The organism is Paenibacillus koleovorans NBRC 103111 (genome assembly GCF_004000845.1).
Taxonomy (GTDB): domain Bacteria; phylum Bacillota; class Bacilli; order Paenibacillales; family NBRC-103111; genus Paenibacillus_AA; species Paenibacillus_AA koleovorans.
Map to the genome: position 1 here is coordinate 1 of NZ_BIMA01000085.1, position 18,171 is coordinate 18,171.

Below are 18,171 nucleotides of genomic sequence, written 5' to 3' on the forward strand. Positions count from 1 at the left end.
TCTACCTACCCTCAGCCTGCCCAACAACCAGACTGCCCGTCTGACCGTCTATCTGCCCTCTACCTGCTCTTCTGTCTAACCTCCCGCTTGCAGCACACGACCAGCACGACCCGCTTCCCGTCCATGCTTCTCCCTAAAGCCCTCCTGCCGCCCCACCCGCATTCGGATTCGGCGCCCCCGTCAACCCAACCTCCCGATCGTAGGCGTCGAAGATACGCCGCGCAATCGGAGCGGCTCCGTAAGAGCCGTACCCGCCTTCGGGGATGACGACGGCCACCGCCAGCTTCGGCTTCTCCGCCGGAGCATAGGCGATAAACACGGCGTTGTCGATCTCTTTGCCCGCCACCGACTGCGTGGAGGTTCCCGTCTTGGACGCGACCCGGTACGGAAACCCGCCGAAGCCTTGTTTGCCGACGAGCTCCATCCCTTTCTGCACCGTGTCCCAATACTCCTTCGGAAACGTCTCCACGTTCAGCACCTGAGGCTGCGGACTCTCCACCCATTGCCCGTCATACGTCGTCACACGGTCCACGAACAGAGGCTTCATCCGTTTCCCGCGATTGCCGAGCATGGCCGCATACTGCGCAAGCTGCAGCGTCGTGTATTTGCCCATCTGGCCCCAGGAAGCCGGGATCAGCGCCGCCTGAGGGCCGTATTTTTTCTCCGTCTCCCGGTACTCCTTGAACCCTGCATACTCGCCGCGCAGCCCGCTCCCCGTCAGGACGCCCAAGCCGAACCGCTCCATATACTGGTCCCACACCTGAAGCCCGTTCGTATTGGGTCGAAAATATAGCCGGTTCCCCACCATCGCCGACATATACGTATTGGACGAAACTTGAATGGCAGCAGCCGCATTGATCCTGCCGTTCACTTTGCCTTCCGAGTTCGACAGAGAAGCCTTATTGTCCTTGCCGTAGTAGAAAACTCCCGTATCGTTGTACTCCTCGTAAATGCCCATCAGCTTCTCGTTCAGCCCCAACAACACCGTCAAAGGCTTAATCGTAGAGCCCAGGTAGACAAGCGAGGTTGGATGCTGGTTCAGCTCCTTTTGCTCCTTGTAAGGCGGCCGCACTTCGCGAATCGTACCGTTCTCCACAAAATATTTCACCCGGTCGTAATCTTCCTGGCTAATGCCGCCCTTCCATACGTTCGGGTCGTAATCCGGCATGCTGGCCATAGCGACCACCTTGCCCGTATCGACCTCCATCGCCACCGCATACCCGGTAATGGCATGAGGCGCATACGTCCAGCGATCGCGCGCGGGGTTGCGGATATAGCTCAAATGCTCCATGATCGCCGTTTCCGTCTCCAGCTGCACATCCTTGTTGATCGTCAAGTACAGATTGTTGCCCTTCTCCGGCTTGATCAGCGAGACAGGTCCGATAATTTTCTCCGCGGCATTGACCGGATAGCTCTTCACACCGTTGCTGCCGCGAAGCTGCTCCTGGTACAACAGCTCGATGCCGTCGAACCCGACGTCCTCGGTGTCCATATATTGCTCGGTCAGGGAGGTGGATTTCGCTTTTTCCCGGTAAAAAGCAAGGTTTTTGTCCGTACGCGCCGTGGAAAATGATTTCAGATAGCCGACCAGCTGCACCGCAATCGTCTTCTCATTATATTGCCGGATGCTCTCCTCCTGCACCTCCATGCCCGGCAGCTCGTCCCGATGCTCGGAGATGTAGGCAATTTCCGCATTGGTCAAGTCCGCCTTGATGCGCCTTGGGATCGAGTAATAGCTTGGATCCTTGGTCGCCTTCTTCTCGAGATTGTACCCGACATCCATCCTGCGCAAAATCTCTTCAGCGCTTATCGTTTTCTTGGGATCTCCATAGTCCGCGAACAGCTTCTCGATGCGATAAGCCAGCGCGATTATTGCGTCTTTATCCTTATTGCCGGGCTCGACGGAGTAAAAGAGAGATTGAGTGGAAATCGATTCGGCGAGCGGGTACCCCTTCTGGTCGAAAATGGTCCCCCGGATCGGCGGGATCGAATGGTGCTTCGAGCTCAAGCTGCCTTCCTGCGCGGACAGCTCTTGGCCATGCACAAGCTGCAGCAGCGCGAGGCGAACGATCAGAAGAGAGAACAGCGCGAAGATGCAGAGGAAGAACAAATTGAGCCGAAACGAAAAATGGCGTTTCTTGTGCAGCTCCTCCTGGGTTTCATCATGCGTCGACATTGTAAAACGGCTCCGATCCTTGGAAAATCAATACAACCTCCATTCTACCATATCGCCTCTTTATATGGAAAATCGCACAACCAAACAAAAAACCGCCCCGATCGGGCGGCTGCCTGCTAAACATCGCGTATATGCGTATCCTCAAAATTCGGCGTATCGAACCAGTTGCCTCCGCTGGACACCCATGTGGAATCGAGCGGCACCCATTCCGCGCGTTCTCGGAGATACACCTCGTTCCAGGCGTGCGGTCCATAGCTGCCTCGACCGTCGTAGCCTCGGCCGGTGACGACCTTCACTTCCAGCCCAACCGCCCGGGCCATCACGCTGTATAGCCGCGAATAGTCGATGCAGACGCCCAGCTTCGTCGCGAACGTGTCCTCCGGCGTCTGTTCCTTCCATATGCCTCGCGTCTCGTACTGCTCCACCTTATCCCAATCGTACCGGACGCGGGTTCCGACCCATTGATACAGCGCGCGAGCCTTCGCCTCATCGGAAGCTTTCCCCTCGACCACCGCCTTGGCAGCTTCCGCGATATCGGCCGGAATTTTGGCATCGAGCACCTCGTACTTGCGCTGCAAAATCTTCTTGTATTCCTGCTCGACCGCCTGGGTGAGCACCGGCAGCTGCTTCTGCAGGAAATCGCCGGAGAAAGGCGCTATGACCTGGCTCGCTCCCGTAGTGTAGATGCCTGAGGATTGCACGTACCGTGAAAACTGCGACGAAGGGAATAGCGATGTGAACACGAACAGCGCCGCAATGACGAGCAACGCTCGGCCTGTGCCGAGCAGCACGCCGATCCCGCCGCCGATCCCGCTGCTCCACAGCGTACGGCGTCCATCCGCCGGCTGCTGCGGCCGGCCGCGGAACCAACCGGCGGCGTGGACGAGCTCCCGCCAGCCCCAATAGAGCAGCTGCTTGATCGCCGCGTAGCCGATCAGGAAGAGCACACCGCCCCGCAGCAGCGGGAAATCCCGGACGCCCGTCACGAACGTGTAATACGCTTGACGGAAGAAACCCAAGTCCCCAACGCTTGGAATAACGATGTTCCGCGCAATCAGCCAGTCCCGCAAGAGCGGCGACAGCCACGCGCCCAGCCGCCAAGCCGCCAGCGCGCTCAGCACGGTGAGCGCCCCTTCGGCGCCAAACGAGAGAAACGATTGCGCCGAACCCGACGCCCCCCGCAAATACCCTTGCACGACGGAAGCGAGCACAAGCGCGATCAGACCGATCGTGATCCAGTTCATGCCGCCTTCGAACCAACCGCCCCAACCGCTCATGCCGCTCCCCCCTTTGCCTATACATTACTCTATTCGACGAACATTGAAACGTCAGCCGTTTTTCTTGGCTCCCTCGATAATCGCTTTTACTGCGTCGTCGAGCGGAATCTTGAACGAAGGCGTACCCGCCACGCTGATGCTCACTTCGTTCACACCGGGTTTGCCCTCCAGCTTCACTTGCCCGGCTATTACCGTATACGAGCCGTCCGCGTTAGCCGTGTACTTCGCATCCTTCGCGGCCAGCTTCTGCAGCGCTTCGTCCTTCGCCGAAGCGACAGCGTCCTTCGCCGCGTTCACCGCCTCCGTGCCCAGCTCTTTCAGCTTGTCGGTGTACGAAGCTCCATAATAGAACAGACCGGCCAGCACCGCCAGCACGATCACCCATTTGACGACGGTCTTGACGATCTTGATCACCAGGAATAGAACTACCAGTGCAACGACGATGACGATCCATCGGTCCTGCAGAAACGCGGTCAATTGATCCAACTGAGAACACCCTTCCTATCTATCGTTATGTGCGAATTCCACATCCATCATACTATACGCCTTCGGCGGAATTCACCCTTTTTTTGTCCGCCGCCCAAAAAAATGGACTATCCCGGCCCGTCCCTACGTACAAGTAGTGAAGAACGCATGTACAAGTGCGCAACCTGCAACGGAAACGGGTGGATGAAAGGTGAAAACGGCAATATGGCTTTATTTGTTCATGTTCGTAGCGTTTTTCGACCTGCATGCGCAATACCCGATCCTGACGCCGTTCGCGCTCTCGCTGGGAGCCGCGCCGACGTTTATCGGCTGGATTATGGGCGTATACTCGATTACGCATTTGCCGGGCAACCTGCTCGCCGGAGTCGGAGTCGACCGGTTCGGGAGCAAATGGTTCATCCGGATCAGCCTCATCGCCGCCGGCATCATTCTGGTCTACCAATCGCAGGTCACCGACCCGTGGCAGTTGCTCTGGATTCGCTCGATCAGCGGCTTCGTGCTCGCCTTCCTCTCGCCCGCGTGTATGGCGATGCTGGCGAAGCTCGGCAGGGACCGGACGCATCAAGGCAAGCTGATGGCCGGCAACGGCCTTGTCCATACGTTGGCATCCGTTATTTCGCCAGCCGTCGGCGCTTTTCTGGTCGGCAAACTCGGCTTCACGACGTCGTTCACGTACCTCGGCTGGGCATTGATGGCGATCGGCATATTGGCAATATTTGGTATTAAAGAAGAGCGCGCGCCGGCCGCAGCAGCCGATTCAGGCCATGCCGCCCAAGGCGTGAGCCATCACCACCATCATGCCCCACTGCCAGCTTCCGCCCATGACGCCGCCCTCGATCCCGAGACCAAAGGATCGATTCCATGGCTGTTCTTCGGCATCCCGATGGCGCTCTCTTGCTCGCAAGGCATCCTGTTCTTCGAGCTGCCGCTCACCAAGGTAGCCCAGCAATCCATTATGACGTCCGGCTTGCTGTTCTCGATGGTCAGCCTCGGGGCGCTGACTACATTAAGCCTGTTGTTTCTGAACCGGTTCTCTCCCTACAACCGTACCGTGATCGGCGCATTGTGCCTGGCGCTCATTTTCTTCGGCTTGGCGGTGCAATGGCCGATTCCGATCGCGGGGTCGCTCTTCCTGGTCGGCATGGCCAAAGGCATCATTTTCCCGGCTATGGCCACCCTGCTGGCCAGCGTTTCCAGCGCCAGCCGCTACGGCCGCGTCTTCTCGCTGCTCTCCGTGTCCTTCTCCGTCGGCGCCTTCATCGGTCCCGTGCTGGCCGGACAATTCAGAGGCATGATCAGCTCCTACTTCATCGCCTTCCTGTTCTTGATGCTGGCCCTTCTGATGCTCTCCCCGAACAGATTCCGCAAGCCGGCCCCGATACTCGAAAGCTAGCAGAAACTCTGCCTCTTCCATAAGCACACACTTGCTGACGGTGCGCCTTAATGGCAGCCGTTTTTTATTTTGCCGAAAATGGATCGATCTCGCTGGATTACGTCGCGCCAATTCGCTAAACTGAGTAGTAACGAGGTGAAATGATGAATTCACGGTCTCCCGGCAAAAAATTAACCCCCCCACGGATCATGGCGCTCGGCTTCGCCACCTTGATCCTCTTGGGGACAATCTTCCTGGCTTTACCGATCTCCATTCACGAAGGGAAGCATATTTCCATCATCGATGCCTTTTTCACCGCCACTTCGGCCGCGTGCGTGACCGGACTCGTCGTCAAGGACACGCTGAACGACTTTACCGTGTTCGGGCAAGCAGTCATCCTGATTCTCGTCCAGCTCGGCGGCATCGGCTTCATGACGGCGGCCACCTGGGTCGCCTTGCTGCTTCGCCGGAAAATCTCCCTGCGCGAGCGGCTGATTCTGAAGGAAGCGATGAACCAGAACGACATGCAAGGCGTCGTAAGGCTGACTAGACGCGTCCTGTTCTACGCCCTGACCATGGAAGGAGTCGCAGCGCTAGTCTTTGCCGCTTATTGGTCGAACGATATGCCATTAGGCCGAGCGATTTACCATGGGATTTTTCATTCCGTCTCGCTGTTCAACAACGCCGGCTTCGAGCTGTTCGGCGAGTTCCGCGGCATGACTCCATTCGTCGAGGATGTAGTGCTGAACGTCGTCTCGATGATTCTCATCGTGTCCGGCGGCATCGGCTTCATCGTCATGTCCGAGCTGATCGAGTACAAGGAGAAGCGCAAGCTTTCGCTGCATGCCAAAATCGTCCTGTCGGCGACCGGCATCCTGATCATGCTCGGCGCACTCGTCGTTTTCGTCTTCGAGTATACGAACATCGGAACGCTTGGCCCGCTCCATGAAGGCAGCAAGGTGCTGGCCTCCTTCTTCTCGTCCGTCAGCCTGCGCTCCTCCGGCACGAATACGATCGACATTTCGGCCATGCGCCAAGGCACGCAATTTTTCATGATGCTCATGATGTTTATCGGCGCAGCGCCTGGTTCGACCGGGGGCGGGATCCGCATCACCACGTTCGTCATTCTGCTCGGAGCAGTAGTCACGATGATGCGCGGCCGGGAAGATGTCGTCATGTTCCGTAATACGATTCCGAAGGAGCAAGTATACAAGGCGCTTACAATTACCATTCTGGCAGTGTTCGTCGTGACGATCGCTACGATGATTTTGTCGCTGACGCAGGATGCTCCGTTTTTGGCGATCTTGTTCGAGACGACGTCGGCTTTCGGTACGGTCGGACTTAGCATGGGCTTGACCCAGGAGCTGACGATCACCGGCAAGCTCATCATTATCATCATTATGTTTCTGGGACGGCTTGGTCCTCTGACGCTGGCTTATGCCCTGCAATCCAAAGTAAGCAAGGAATTATACCGCTATCCGAAAGGAACCATATATATTGGTTAGGCTTCGCGGCGATTCCACATTCCGACATTTCCCGGGGAATAGTACCGACAGTTTATGACGTTAAATTCACTGCAGAGTGTAGGTGAGCCCCATGCCAATCGCCATCATTGTCGAAGGTAAAAATGACAAAAGCCGTCTGAAGCGGCTGCTGTCCGATCAAATTATGATCCTGTGCACCTATGGAACATTAAGCACGGAGAAGCTGGAAAAGCTCAAAAAACAAATCGGCGACCGCGAGGTATTCCTGTTCACGGACAACGATCCATCTGGCAAGCGGATTCGGGGCATTCTGCGCGACGCCTATCCGGAGGCGGAGCAGATCTATACGAGGCGGGGCTACGCCGGCGTAGAAGGCACCCCCGACGAGTACATCGTGCAGCAATTGGAAAAGGCGGGACTGGATGCTTACATCCAATACCCGCCTCCTGAAACGCTCGCTTAACCCACATATTGGAGCAAATAAATGACAAACGTCATATATTTGCTATCCAACATATTGGAGTAAATAAATGACAAACGTAACCGTAAAAATGCTGAACACCGTGGAGGAAAACACCGCTTGCGAGGCAAACTCGGGTTCATTGTCGAACTCCACGGCAAGCAGCACGCTGTTGAGCGATGTCGGCACGGCGCAGGACAGGACGAGCGCCTTGGCCATATCGCCGGTTATGCCGAGCGCCAATACAAGGCCGAATCCGAGCAGAGGGCCGATGCACAGCCTCAGTGCATTCGAGATCATAATATCGGCCAGCCTCAAGCTCCACTTCATACTTCCTAGCTGAACCCCCAGCGTCAGCAGCGCCGTTGCGATGAACCCGTCCCCCACATAGTTGATCGTCACATAGATCGGCCCCGGCACCGGAATATGCAGCCAGCGCATGCACAGCGCGAGCGGGATAATGTAGATCGTCGGCATCGAGGCGATCGTCTTCAGCGTATCCTTCAATTTCTGCCGATGCGCATTCACGCTATAGATTCCGTATGTATTGGGCAGCAAGCTCTGCATCATCATGATGATGATCTGGATCGACAGGGTGAACGGATCGTTCACGAAGACGAGCTGATTGAGCGGAATCGCATAGTTGGCGCTGTTGTAGAAAATAACGCTGTTCCGCATCGCACTCTTCATCCCGCCCTTATACCGGCGAATTCGAATCACGATCTCCGTCAGGACAAACATCCCGATGAAAAAGATGCAGAAAAACAGCAGCACTTGAAGCATGACGGCAAGCGATATTGCCGATTCAAACAGCATCAGGAACATGATGCAGGGGGCAAACAAGTAAAAGTTCAGCTTCGACAGCGTCTTGATATCCAATTTGAAAATGCGGCCCAATGCAATGCCCGCTGCAATCATAAGACTGAGCGGGACAATGTTGTTGAGCAAAATATAAACAAAATAAGTCACGTTGCTCAAATCCTCTTTTCTGGCTAGCCTTACTTTAGCTGCTTGACGTACTTGACGATATCTTTGTAGTTGACAATCGATCCATTGTCATCCGAAGTAATATATTTGCGAATGTTGCCGTCACGGTCCACTAGAGCGATCGAGTTCGTATGGAGGAACGTGCCGTCCGGATTTTTGTACACACTCACCGCATAAGAATTAGCCAAGTCCCGCATCGCCTTCTCTTCGCCGCGCAGGAACTTCCAGTTTGTCGTATCTTTCTGGAACCGGGTCGAATAGGACGCCAGCTGCTTCGCCGTATCTTTGTCCGGATCGAAGGAAATGGAATACATGGCGACGTCCGTCCCCATCATCCCTTCCTTCTGCAGCTCCTCCTGCACCTTCGACAGCTCGTAGGTCGTCGGTTGGCAAATATCCGGGCAAGTCGACCAGAAGAAATAAACGAGTCGAATTTTGCCGTTCGAGTCGGCCAACCCCGCCTGCGTCCCGTCCGAGCTCTCAAGCTTGAAGTCCGGCGCCTTCTTGATGACCGGCAGCTTGCCTCCGCTCGTCACCGTCGTATTGAGTACCAGCACCGCTGCAATCGCAATAACAGCCGCAGCCGCCACCCCTTTGAACCAATGCTTCATCACAAACTCTTTCATCCTGTCCATCTCCCTCCCAACGCAAATTCCGGTAAAAAAAGAAGCCCACATGGGGCTTGATTCGAATGATAGGTCGGAACGTCCCGCCTACACGCGGACCGTATCCAGAATCATCACGATAAACAAAATCGGCAAATAGTTGATCGAATATACGAACATGCGCTTCGCCCAGGTGTCGTCGTCCTTGGTTTTGAAGCCCATAAAGCCGAGGAACACCCAGATCAAACCCAGCACCGTTGCGGTAAGCAAATAAATTTCGCCCACATAACCGTACAGATACAGCATGAGCGACACCGGCACCAGCATTACCAAATAGCGAATCATATGAATTTTCGTAATATGATCGCCGTATACAACGGGCAGCAGCGGATACCCTGCGGCGCGGTACTCTTCCTTGCGGCGCATACCGAGCGCCCAGAAATGAGGCGGCTGCCAGAGGAACAAGATGCCGAACAAAATCCACGCGCCTGCGTCAAGCTCTTGGGTAACTGCGCAATAGCCGATTACCGGAGGCATGGCACCGGAGATGGCGCCGACCGAAGTACTGAACGTAGAAGTGCGCTTCAACCAAGCGGTGTATATCCACACATAAACGAGTAAGCCTACCACACCAAGCAAAGCGGCCAGCGGATTGGCGAAGAAGAACAACATCGTCAGACCGATCACTCCGAGCACTATGCCGTAGATCAACACCTGGTTCGGCGTCACGACGCCTGTAGGCAGCGCACGCTTCTGGGTCCGTGACATCTTCGTGTCCATGTCGCGATCGAGATAATTGTTCAGCACACAGCCGGAAGCCATGACCAACGCCGTTCCGACCATCGTAAACAATAGCGTCAAGTAGCTGAACGTCTCGCCGGACGAGCCCCAGCCTACCCAATATCCGCCGAACGCGGCAATCAAATTGGAAAATAAAATGCCCGGCTTGGCCAGGTTGACATAATCGCGAATCGTAGCCTTGCGGGGCACCGCAAGAAGCTCCTGGACCTCGAGCGCAGCCTGTTCGTCGACGCTGAGCGAACCTTCCATCTGGAGCGGTTTGTCCATCTTGTACTACCTCCTAAATATCGGAACCTTATCCACACTCGGACCGTTTCGTCCAAAGAATCCATTCTTTTAAACCTATCTTATCATATCAACCTGTCGAACATTTGACAACAAAACGGAAGACGAGTTCATAAAATTGTCGAACGCGCACCCGTATTCTTAACAAGACTGTCACCAATCGGGCATCGGCCCAATATGATGAATATGTAGTTTTCAGCCTAGACGGCAGCTGTCCCCCGACCTGGTACAATCAACCGAACTCCGGACGTTGGAAAAACCATTGCTTTTTCTGTCCGACACAAGAAGATTACCCAGCGTGTACGGAACATTTTAAAATCATAGGAGGCTTTCCATCATCATGTCCTATTATCAAGATGTTCAAGCATTTCCTTGGTATCCGGTGTACGCCGACTACCGCAACATGATGCCTTATATGCAGCCGGTTTATCAACAGCAGAAGCCGCAAGTCCCTCAACAAGGCGTCGCCGGCTATTACGCCCCAAGCGGGAGCACAATTCCCGGCGGTCCTCCACCCGTGCAAGGCATTCTGCAAGAAGAGTCCTACATCGAGAACATTCTTCGCCTGAACCTGGGCAAGATCGGTACATTCTACATGACGTACGAGAACAACAAGGACTGGAACGCCAAAATCTTCAAGGGCAGGCTTGAAGCGGCCGGCCGCGACCACATCATCATCAGCGATCCCGCCACCGGCGTCCGCACTTTGCTGCTCATGGTGAACCTGGACTACGCCCAATTCGACGGCGAGCTGAACTACGCCTACCCGCATCGGCAAGACATCTAACGACGGCAAAGGCGCCGTCCTCTAACGGGACCGCGCCTTTAGTCGAATATGTTTGTGGACAAGCCATGCACTTCCCCCGTACAACAGCGCGCTGCCATAAAACAATACATCGATCGTGAGCCAGTCGATCAAGAAACCACCCGCCACAACGGCGAACCCGGAAGCGATCGAGGTCCAGAAATGATAGGTGCCGATCGGTTCGCCTCGTGCGCCCGCCTCCGTCTCGTCCGCCAGCAACACTTTCTCGCTCATGCGCTGCATCGCATTGCACACGCCCATTCCCGCTTGCAGGGCAAGTACGACCCAGTAGGAATAGACCCACGGGAACAGCAGCATGGCAAGCATCATGCCGATATTGGACAGCGCAAGCAGCTGTTGGCCCGAACGATCCAGTCGCGCCCCCAGCCATTGCGAAGCCGCCGCCGAGCACACCGTAAATACCGCGAACGCAAGACCATATTTCGAATAGCTGTTGCCGAGGTTCTTAAGAAAGAGCAAATAGTATGGATAGATCATCCCCGCCGCTAGAGTGGCCAAGCTTTGCGAGCGGATCAGCCAGCGCAAATTCATCGGTCGTCCCCCTTATATTCTTCATAGAAATAGCTGCGGAACAACCCCCCAGGGTCGTACAGCCGCTTTTTCTCGAAAAACGACTTTTCTTGAGGATAGACGGCGCGAAATTGCTCCAGACTCGGGAAAGGCGCATACGGCAAGTAGTACGTACCATGATGGTCGATCACTGCATCGAGAAGACGTTGAATAGCTTTTTGGCTTCGAGCCTGTCCCTCGGAGGTGATCGGCAAATGAAACAAGCACACTAGCGCAAAGCTGTCTTTCGCAGCATAGGAGAGCAGCGACTCCCGATCCTCTTGTACGTACCTCACGGTAATATTCAGCAGATTGAGCCGTTCCTCCTGGAGTATAGGTCCCACCGCCGAGACGAAATCCGCGAATCGATCCACTGGAATAAAGTATTCCTGCAACAAATCGTGGCTTGAAGCAGCCGTATACTCCATAAACGCCGACTTCGAACGCATAGCGTTGTTTCGACTGATCAGATCGCCTTGAAGGCTGTCGTAATATTTATGCTGAGTTTGCCAAAATACGTTTTTGCCCCAATCCGACGAACGGTTCAGCTGAAACAGCAGCTTGCTCGGCAGCACGCCTTGATCGCCGGCCTTCAGCTTCCGGTAGGGTCCCAGAGGCTCCTTGTTTTCCAGCCGGTAGTTGATCGCCACTATCTCGGTCAGGAAGCTGTCCGGCGCAACGGAAATCCGGGCCAAATGCTGCCTGATCTGAGGGTCCGCCTGAACCTTATTGGCGAAGTACTCGCTGTAATCGGCCGTCGTCACAGGTTCGGTTTCAATCCGGTACAGCTCGTCCTCGGTCAGCGTAAGGGTGACGTCCAGGATGATGCCGAACAGACCGTAACCGCCGAGCGCAAGAGGGAACAGATCCTCGTTTTCCGATCGGCTGACCGTCTGAATCGTGCCGTCTGCGAGCAACAGTCGGAACGATTCGACGCTTTTGATCAGCGATCCGCTGCGAATATCGCGTCCATGCGCATTGATGCTGATCGAGCCGCCGACCGTAAAAATATTTTGCGACTGCATCACTTTAACGGAAAGTCCGTATGGATTCACCGCTTCTTGGACGTCTTCCCACGTCGCCCCTGCTTGAACCCGGATCGTGCGACGTGCGGGATCGACGTCCAGAATACGATTGAACGAGGTCATATCGACCATGATACCGTCCTTGTAGTACGTGTGTCCGCCTTGACTGTGACGCTGTCCCGCGATCGAGAGGGTCAATCCCTTGGCCTTCGCTTCACGGACGAGCTCGACGAGCTGATCCTCTTCATGGCCGGGCACGACCCGGTCGACCTTAACTGGCCGCAGCCGGCTGTAGTCCGTGATCAAGTAAGGATTCTGGTCTGGCGCATCGGTCGCCATGTAGACGTATAGGCACAGGCCCAGCAGCAGCGCCAGAGCTGCCGCCTTTTTCCCGCGATCCTTCAATGCGTCCCCTCCCGGCAACCCGTTTTCCCTATTTTACCACACCTTGGCGATACTGGGAGAGCAACACCCGATCTTCAAGCAGCTTGCCGGTTTTCGCATAGCGACACACGGTGGAGGCTACTTGGAAGGCATAGGCGCGGCGCGGTTTGTCCGTATGGTTTTTTTTGCTGTGGTGGAGCGTCTCCCGGTGGAAAAACACAGCGTCTCCCGGCGACATCGGAGGGCAAGGCATGCCGTTCGGCGGATCGGCGGCCCGTTTGTGCCCCTCGCCTTCGTTCAAGTTCGGCAGCCTTCCGAGCAGATGAGAGCCCGGCGCGAGCCATAAGCCCGCATTTTGCTGCGTGATCGTATCCAAGGCGATGAAGCCGTTCAGCATATGGCCGAGAATATGCGTGTACTGGTTATCCTGATGCCATTCGAGCCCGTTGCCTTGCGGCGCCACGACGGCATACATGCCCATCCACAAACGAACCTCGTCGCCCACAATTCGCTCAAATACACTGACGATCTCAGGATCGGTCAGAAACCCCGTTGTCTCCGGATAAGACGCCTTCTCCTCCTCCACCTTGACGATCGCCTTGCTTTTCCAGCGGCCGTCGCTCTCCGCATTGGCGAAATCCTCATTTTCCCTATTGATCGCATCGACCGTTTCCTGGTTCAGGAACCCCGGCGCATAGAAATACCCTTCCCGATAAAACTGCTCCACCATCTCATCCGTCAGTACGAACTGCGTTCTCTTCGTCATTAGCGATTCAACCTCCATTCCTGTATTACCGTCATTGTAGCGCAAGAGGGGGAGTGGTTACTTTCAATTGGGCCGGGAAAAATAACAATTTTGTTCGCGGATGGAGCATGCTATGCTTAAGGAAAAGATCGTGGCGCTGGGGAGGATAGGGCATGCAATATACCGACATCCGGCTACAGAGAGGCTACCAAATCGAGGAGAAAATAGCCGAGTATACCGAGCATGAGAAGCATTTTCACGATGCGCTGGAGATCAGCATCCCGCTCGACCGGCGGATGAGATATCCGCTTCCCGACCGCGAATATGTGGCGGAGCCGGGGGATATTTTCTTGATCCGGCCGTTCGAGCCGCATTGGAACTTGACGCTGGAGGCGGGGCAGCCTGCCCGCTGGGCGATGGTGCTGTTCGCGCCGGCGATCATCGGCTCCGTCGCGCGCGGGTACACGCTGTTGACACCCTTCTACCGGACCGACGTCTCCCCCCTCATCCCGGCCGCTTCCCCGCATGCCGCCGCCATTCAGCGCCTCGCGCTGCTGGCGCTAGAGGAAGAGCGCACTTCCGCGCCGAACTGGGAGGTCCAGCACTACGCACTGCTGCTGCAGATCCTCGTGCATGTGCATCGCTACTATGCCGAATTGACACCTGACTCGGGCACAGATCCCGTCTTTGTCAGTCTTGTTGGCGCCATCGACTATATGATCGAGCATTGGGCGGACAATTTTGATATCGACCTGTTGATTCGCCGAACGCGGCTGCGCAAGACCGGATTCTACACAAAATTCAAGGCGCTGACCGGCCTGACGCCGAACGAGTTCCGCTCGCGGCTTCGGCTGCAATTCGCCAGCGGCATGCTGCGGGATACGAGCCGCGCCATCACGGATATCGCTCTGGAGTGCGGCTTCGGCTCCTCGAGCTACTTCACCAAGGTGTTCAAGGAATACCGCGGCATGAGCCCGCGCGAATTCCGCAATTTGCGGGGGACGTGAGGATGCCGATGTGGGCGGGAGAGAAAATAAGGTGATGGCTCGTTATTTGCTTCAGACATGCAAATAGCAAACAAAAAACCGCAGCCGCCCGGATAGAGTGCCACGGTTTATTATGTAAACTGACAGTTAGCTAAGGTTTGAGCAAGCGCTGCTTGAGCACGTGAATGTCTCTATCATGCTCGGCCGATTTGTCCAGCAAATACTTGACTGTTTCTTGGGAGTGGACGTTGAAATTCTCCATGCGGTCCAGGCGTTCATCCACGGAGTCGAGTCTGCGATGTATGGCGCTTACTTCACCCTTAAGGAAATGTACATCGCCTTTGAGTGAACCGACATCTGATTTCAGCATGCCAATGTCATCCTTCATCGTCCGCTGCTCGCTAATGACATTCCCGACCATCCCTATCAATTGAGTAAACATCGATTCCAGCCGATCAAAGCGCTCTTCCGACATTTTCTCCCTCCTCAACTAATCATAACCCAAGAATAGAAAACAAGTGTTCTCATTTCAATGGCTTTAGCCAACAGATTTTCAGTCCGTTCCCAATCCGATTGTCGCGAGCCCCCCGCTCCAGACCTTCTCGCCAAGCAGCAATGTCCTCCTCTACGAGCGACGCCACTACGAAGCAAGCAGACTCCACAGCCACACGCCCCTCCGCTTCCATCCATGCTCTCACCTGGTCGATAGATACCCAATATTGGAGTACCGATACATTATGCAACAACGCCCGCCCGATCAACGCATCTGCAACCCAGCCGTCCCCGCACACATGTATGCTACGCACGCCACCATCCACCAGCCCCCGCACCAGATCGAACAGCATTGTTTGCACCCCAAAGCCGTCGATCGTCTTCAAATGATGCCGGTACAAGTACAGTGGACTGCTCACCGTAAGAGAACCCTGCGGCCAATAAGCATTCAAAGTCGAAGGTCCGAAATGGCAGGCGCGCAAAAACGATTCCTCGCCTCGGGCAAACCATTTCTCGTCAATCGGCGGACAAATCGGATGAACCTCGCTCAAATAGTGGTCCTGATGCTTTAACCGTCCTAGCCGCTCTGTCTCCTCCGGCATCGGCATCGCGATCGCGCGGTGAAGCGGCTTGTACCAGTCGCGCGGATCCGTCACAGCTGGCATATACGGCTTGAGCTGGCGAAGCGCATGAACGGCTGCTTGGTAAGCGAGCACACCGCGTTGGCACGCTTGTTTGCACAGCAGCACGGCGGGCTCCAGCTTCAGGGGCGCCAGCACGGGCACTACTTCCACACTGTCTAAACCTTCACCGCTGCCGCGTCTGTAACCGAGCGCCGTCCCGAAGTCGCCCATCGTCAGCTCCTCGAGGAAGGACGGGCTGCGAACAATCGTGCCCACGAGCGCTTCGCCCCTGCCCGGACCGCCGATGTGGCAACGGACGTCGATCCCTTGAAGCTGAAGCCGTTCCAGTCCGCCGCCCCCGATAGCGAGCAGATGAATCGGCTTCTCCCTTTGCACCGTCTGGCCATGCTCCGTCTGGCCGGCCACACCCGAACCCGATTCCACGCCACTCCCATGATCCATCGCCAGCTCCAAACTGCGTTGGATCGATCCGTGGAAGCCGATATCGACCGTCACCATCCGCCGAACATCGCCGCACACTTGCCGGAGATAGTCGGACAGCAGTTGCCGGTGACGATAAAGCGACTGCTCGATCAATGCCGCCGCATGCCCCTCCAGCAGAAACTCCCTCACACGTTCCTCCCAAGAGCCGTCCACCTCTAGTTCAGAAGCACCGGCCCTCTGCCTTACTAACTCTTCGCGAGAGAACGGCGCATTTTCCAAAACCTCTTCTATATCCAACAGCCGAACTAGCTCCGCAAAAGTCACGCCTGTGCCAAGCAGCCGGTTCAGCTCCGCCTCCCCGAATCGCTCAAGCGATGCCAAGTAGGTCGCCTGCCTCGACACATACAAAGGCTTAACTTCCATAGGATACCCCCGCTGCGCAGCAATCTGCCCGAGCAGAGGCCCGATCAACACCGCCTCCCGCATGAGCGGGTGCACGGCCGTTCTTCCCTCCGCTTGGCAAACGTCGACGACCCACTCACAGAAGCCCGTCATCATCGGCCCCAGCGTGCTTACGCCGAACCGATAGTACCATCGTGCCTCCTCCGACGACATCCCCCCGTCGTAGCCACCAACACCCGAATCCGCAGCATCATGCTGCCACTCCACCCATCTACCCACCGCTTGCAAGCCGTGCAAAAAAGAACCATGCCGCATGCGGTTCCAATGAGAGGCGCGATCGAATGTTTCGGTTATGACCGGATAAAGGCTTCCCGCAATCCCCCGTTTGGCAGCACCCTCGATATCCGCACGATTGGAATCCCCGATATGCAGGATCGCTTCAGCCGGTATATCCGGATACCGCCCTATAAGCAGATCAAACAACCCGCCCGACACTTTGCTGCAGCCTTGCTCACTCGAGACAAGCAGCAGATCGACACTCGAAGCCGCCAGTCCCGCCACCTCCAGCAGCTCCATTATTTGTCCCGAAGACAAATACATGTCCGACAACAGAGCAACCGGAACGCCACGCTCCCGCGCCCACTCAAGCAACGAGCGCATGCTCGGATTCAAAAAGCAAACGTCCCGCTCAACCGCCAGCTCCAGCTCCAGCAAACGATTCCGATCCCTCGCCAGCTCGCGAGGCAACTGGGCATAGATGAGATCCAGCGTAATTTCATCGTGACCGTGGTCCCTTAGACACTCCCCCCGCGCCTGCCGTTCCGCCTGCACACGCAGCGCCTTGAATTGCGAAGGGCTTATTTGCCCAGCCAACGCCCCTTCCCGCACAGCCGCCTCCGCCGCCAGCACAAACACCTCATGCTGCTCGGCCACCGTCCGAAACAACAGCGTATCGAATATATCCAAAGATAACAGCCGAACTTCCTTCAGCCGCTCCCTCAAGCCTCTTAAATAATAATCGTCTTCCCAGCTTCCCGGCACGTCCAGCCTGTCCAGCACATCCTCCACTTCCTTCACATCATTCACGTCCTTCACTGCCAGTTCATCCAACACGCCCTTCACGTCCCGCTCATCCTGACCGTGCATCCCGTCCAACCCGTTCATCCGCAGCAGCCCGCCTCTCCGCTAGAACGATCGACCCAGCCCACTCCAGCTTCTTTTCAACTATATATAGTTCGCCAAAAACGCTCTTACATCCTCCACTGTCCGTCAAACTCCGCTTCCCATCCACTCCGTCGCCGCTATCGCTAGTCGCAATGGCATAGCTCTATGTTAACCGACCCATAATATAATGCATGTGCATTGCATCTTTTTTCGCTAGGACCTAGTATAATCGAAATCAGCCGGACTAGTCCCAACGTCCCGAACAAGGAGTGATTCTCATGAACCGGATTTTAGTAGGATTTCTGCTCATCGCAAGCATTTTGGACGCCAGTCTCACCGACATAGGCCTAAGGCTTCACCTGATTGGAGAAGCGAACCCGATTATGGCCTACCTGTACGAACATGCTTACATAGGCTTCTATGCCTTCAAAATAGTACTTCCGCTCTCTCTGTTCTACCTGCTCGCCAGGGTGCGCAAAAGCATCGTGATCAAAAGCCTCGTTAACTTATCCGTCCTTGTGTACATCGGCATCCTCGGTCTCCATTACTTTTGGATCACTGCCTCGTTCAACCTTACCGCCTAGATCAAAAAAAGGAG

General features: G+C 55.7%; 17 protein-coding genes. 6 read left to right on the forward strand and 11 right to left on the reverse strand.

Annotation, left to right across the window (positions count from 1 at the left end; all coding sequences use genetic code 11):
• Window positions 1-133: 133 nt before the first annotated feature.
• The 3 genes from PKO02S_RS23055 to PKO02S_RS23065 all read right to left on the reverse strand — a co-directional run bounded on the left by PKO02S_RS23055 (window position 134) and on the right by PKO02S_RS23065 (window position 3,939).
• Window positions 134-2,176, reverse strand: a complete 2,043-nt coding sequence (locus tag PKO02S_RS23055; protein ID WP_127586604.1) for a peptidoglycan D,D-transpeptidase FtsI family protein — start codon at window positions 2,174-2,176, stop codon at window positions 134-136.
• A 116-nt stretch (window positions 2,177-2,292) separates the two neighbouring features.
• The gene (locus PKO02S_RS23060; protein ID WP_127586606.1) at window positions 2,293-3,453 is read right to left on the reverse strand and encodes a transglutaminase domain-containing protein; all 1,161 of its coding nucleotides are present in this window, start codon (window positions 3,451-3,453) and stop codon (window positions 2,293-2,295) included.
• Between the two features lie 51 nt (window positions 3,454-3,504).
• Window positions 3,505-3,939: a hypothetical protein gene (locus tag PKO02S_RS23065; protein ID WP_127586607.1), complete on the reverse strand. Its 435-nt coding sequence runs from the start codon at window positions 3,937-3,939 to the stop codon at window positions 3,505-3,507.
• 190 nt (window positions 3,940-4,129) lie between these two features.
• On the opposite strand from PKO02S_RS23065, the gene PKO02S_RS23070 reads away from it, so the two are divergent.
• The 3 genes from PKO02S_RS23070 (at window position 4,130) to PKO02S_RS23080 (ending at window position 7,258) form a co-directional block, all read left to right on the forward strand.
• The gene (locus tag PKO02S_RS23070) at window positions 4,130-5,332 is read left to right on the forward strand and encodes an MFS transporter (protein WP_127586611.1); all 1,203 of its coding nucleotides are present in this window, start codon (window positions 4,130-4,132) and stop codon (window positions 5,330-5,332) included.
• Window positions 5,333-5,475: 143 nt separating this feature from the next.
• On the forward strand, window positions 5,476-6,816 hold the full coding sequence (locus PKO02S_RS23075) for a TrkH family potassium uptake protein (protein ID WP_127586613.1): 1,341 nt from the start codon (window positions 5,476-5,478) through the stop codon (window positions 6,814-6,816).
• A 91-nt stretch (window positions 6,817-6,907) separates the two neighbouring features.
• Window positions 6,908-7,258, forward strand: coding sequence for a toprim domain-containing protein (locus tag PKO02S_RS23080; protein ID WP_127586615.1), 351 nt, complete (start codon window positions 6,908-6,910; stop codon window positions 7,256-7,258).
• Window positions 7,259-7,300: 42 nt separating this feature from the next.
• Here the strand turns inward: PKO02S_RS23080 and PKO02S_RS23085 are convergent, their stop codons facing one another.
• From PKO02S_RS23085 to cyoE, 3 genes are all read right to left on the reverse strand, one after another.
• Complete coding sequence (locus PKO02S_RS23085; RefSeq protein WP_127586617.1) at window positions 7,301-8,224, reverse strand: AEC family transporter; 924 nt, start codon at window positions 8,222-8,224, stop codon at window positions 7,301-7,303.
• A gap of 29 nt (window positions 8,225-8,253) precedes the next feature.
• Complete coding sequence (locus PKO02S_RS23090; protein ID WP_164821622.1) at window positions 8,254-8,868, reverse strand: SCO family protein; 615 nt, start codon at window positions 8,866-8,868, stop codon at window positions 8,254-8,256.
• An 87-nt stretch (window positions 8,869-8,955) separates the two neighbouring features.
• Window positions 8,956-9,915: a heme o synthase gene (cyoE, locus tag PKO02S_RS23095; protein ID WP_127586620.1), complete on the reverse strand. Its 960-nt coding sequence runs from the start codon at window positions 9,913-9,915 to the stop codon at window positions 8,956-8,958.
• A 358-nt stretch (window positions 9,916-10,273) separates the two neighbouring features.
• On the opposite strand from cyoE, the gene gerQ reads away from it, so the two are divergent.
• Window positions 10,274-10,720 (forward strand): spore coat protein GerQ, encoded by a 447-nt coding sequence (gene gerQ, locus PKO02S_RS23105; RefSeq protein WP_373865234.1) that lies wholly within the window; start codon window positions 10,274-10,276, stop codon window positions 10,718-10,720.
• A gap of 21 nt (window positions 10,721-10,741) precedes the next feature.
• On the opposite strand, the gene PKO02S_RS23110 is transcribed toward gerQ, so the two are convergent.
• The 3 genes from PKO02S_RS23110 to PKO02S_RS23120 form a co-directional block, all read right to left on the reverse strand.
• Window positions 10,742-11,290 carry an MFS transporter gene (locus PKO02S_RS23110; protein ID WP_127586622.1) on the reverse strand — a complete coding sequence of 183 codons (549 nt, stop codon included), beginning with the start codon at window positions 11,288-11,290 and terminating at the stop codon, window positions 10,742-10,744.
• Window positions 11,287-12,672 (reverse strand): FAD-binding protein, encoded by a 1,386-nt coding sequence (locus PKO02S_RS23115; RefSeq protein WP_127586658.1) that lies wholly within the window; start codon window positions 12,670-12,672, stop codon window positions 11,287-11,289. Before PKO02S_RS23115 ends, PKO02S_RS23110 begins: the two co-directional genes overlap by 4 nt.
• A gap of 94 nt (window positions 12,673-12,766) precedes the next feature.
• Complete coding sequence (locus PKO02S_RS23120; RefSeq protein WP_164821623.1) at window positions 12,767-13,483, reverse strand: phytanoyl-CoA dioxygenase family protein; 717 nt, start codon at window positions 13,481-13,483, stop codon at window positions 12,767-12,769.
• Between the two features lie 152 nt (window positions 13,484-13,635).
• Between PKO02S_RS23120 and PKO02S_RS23125 the strand changes: the two genes are divergently transcribed.
• On the forward strand, window positions 13,636-14,469 hold the full coding sequence (locus PKO02S_RS23125; RefSeq protein WP_127586626.1) for a helix-turn-helix transcriptional regulator: 834 nt from the start codon (window positions 13,636-13,638) through the stop codon (window positions 14,467-14,469).
• 130 nt (window positions 14,470-14,599) lie between these two features.
• Here the strand turns inward: PKO02S_RS23125 and PKO02S_RS23130 are convergent, their stop codons facing one another.
• Complete coding sequence (locus PKO02S_RS23130; RefSeq protein ID WP_127586628.1) at window positions 14,600-14,923, reverse strand: hypothetical protein; 324 nt, start codon at window positions 14,921-14,923, stop codon at window positions 14,600-14,602.
• 49 nt (window positions 14,924-14,972) lie between these two features.
• Complete coding sequence (locus tag PKO02S_RS23135) at window positions 14,973-17,573, reverse strand: HAD family hydrolase (RefSeq protein WP_127586630.1); 2,601 nt, start codon at window positions 17,571-17,573, stop codon at window positions 14,973-14,975.
• Window positions 17,574-17,851: 278 nt separating this feature from the next.
• Here PKO02S_RS23135 and PKO02S_RS23140 point away from each other — a divergent pair, with 278 nt between their 5' ends.
• Window positions 17,852-18,157, forward strand: a complete 306-nt coding sequence (locus tag PKO02S_RS23140; protein ID WP_127586631.1) for a DUF5658 family protein — start codon at window positions 17,852-17,854, stop codon at window positions 18,155-18,157.
• Window positions 18,158-18,171: the final 14 nt, after the last annotated feature.

Coding starts and splice junctions, on each gene's coding strand:
- PKO02S_RS23060 (WP_127586606.1), bottom strand. CDS start 3,453: ATGAGCGGTTGGGGCGGTTGGTTCGAAGGCGGCATGAACTGGATCACG.
- PKO02S_RS23130 (WP_127586628.1), bottom strand. CDS start 14,923: ATGTCGGAAGAGCGCTTTGATCGGCTGGAATCGATGTTTACTCAATTG.
- PKO02S_RS23115 (WP_127586658.1), bottom strand. CDS start 12,672: ATGGCGACCGATGCGCCAGACCAGAATCCTTACTTGATCACGGACTAC.
- PKO02S_RS23055 (WP_127586604.1), bottom strand. CDS start 2,176: ATGTCGACGCATGATGAAACCCAGGAGGAGCTGCACAAGAAACGCCAT.
- PKO02S_RS23090 (WP_164821622.1), bottom strand. CDS start 8,868: ATGAAAGAGTTTGTGATGAAGCATTGGTTCAAAGGGGTGGCGGCTGCG.
- PKO02S_RS23125 (WP_127586626.1), top strand. CDS start 13,636: ATGCAATATACCGACATCCGGCTACAGAGAGGCTACCAAATCGAGGAG.
- PKO02S_RS23120 (WP_164821623.1), bottom strand. CDS start 13,483: ATGACGAAGAGAACGCAGTTCGTACTGACGGATGAGATGGTGGAGCAG.
- cyoE (WP_127586620.1), bottom strand. CDS start 9,915: ATGGACAAACCGCTCCAGATGGAAGGTTCGCTCAGCGTCGACGAACAG.
- PKO02S_RS23080 (WP_127586615.1), top strand. CDS start 6,908: ATGCCAATCGCCATCATTGTCGAAGGTAAAAATGACAAAAGCCGTCTG.
- PKO02S_RS23110 (WP_127586622.1), bottom strand. CDS start 11,290: ATGAATTTGCGCTGGCTGATCCGCTCGCAAAGCTTGGCCACTCTAGCG.
- PKO02S_RS23135 (WP_127586630.1), bottom strand. CDS start 17,573: ATGAACGGGTTGGACGGGATGCACGGTCAGGATGAGCGGGACGTGAAG.
- PKO02S_RS23075 (WP_127586613.1), top strand. CDS start 5,476: ATGAATTCACGGTCTCCCGGCAAAAAATTAACCCCCCCACGGATCATG.
- PKO02S_RS23140 (WP_127586631.1), top strand. CDS start 17,852: ATGAACCGGATTTTAGTAGGATTTCTGCTCATCGCAAGCATTTTGGAC.
- gerQ (WP_373865234.1), top strand. CDS start 10,274: ATGTCCTATTATCAAGATGTTCAAGCATTTCCTTGGTATCCGGTGTAC.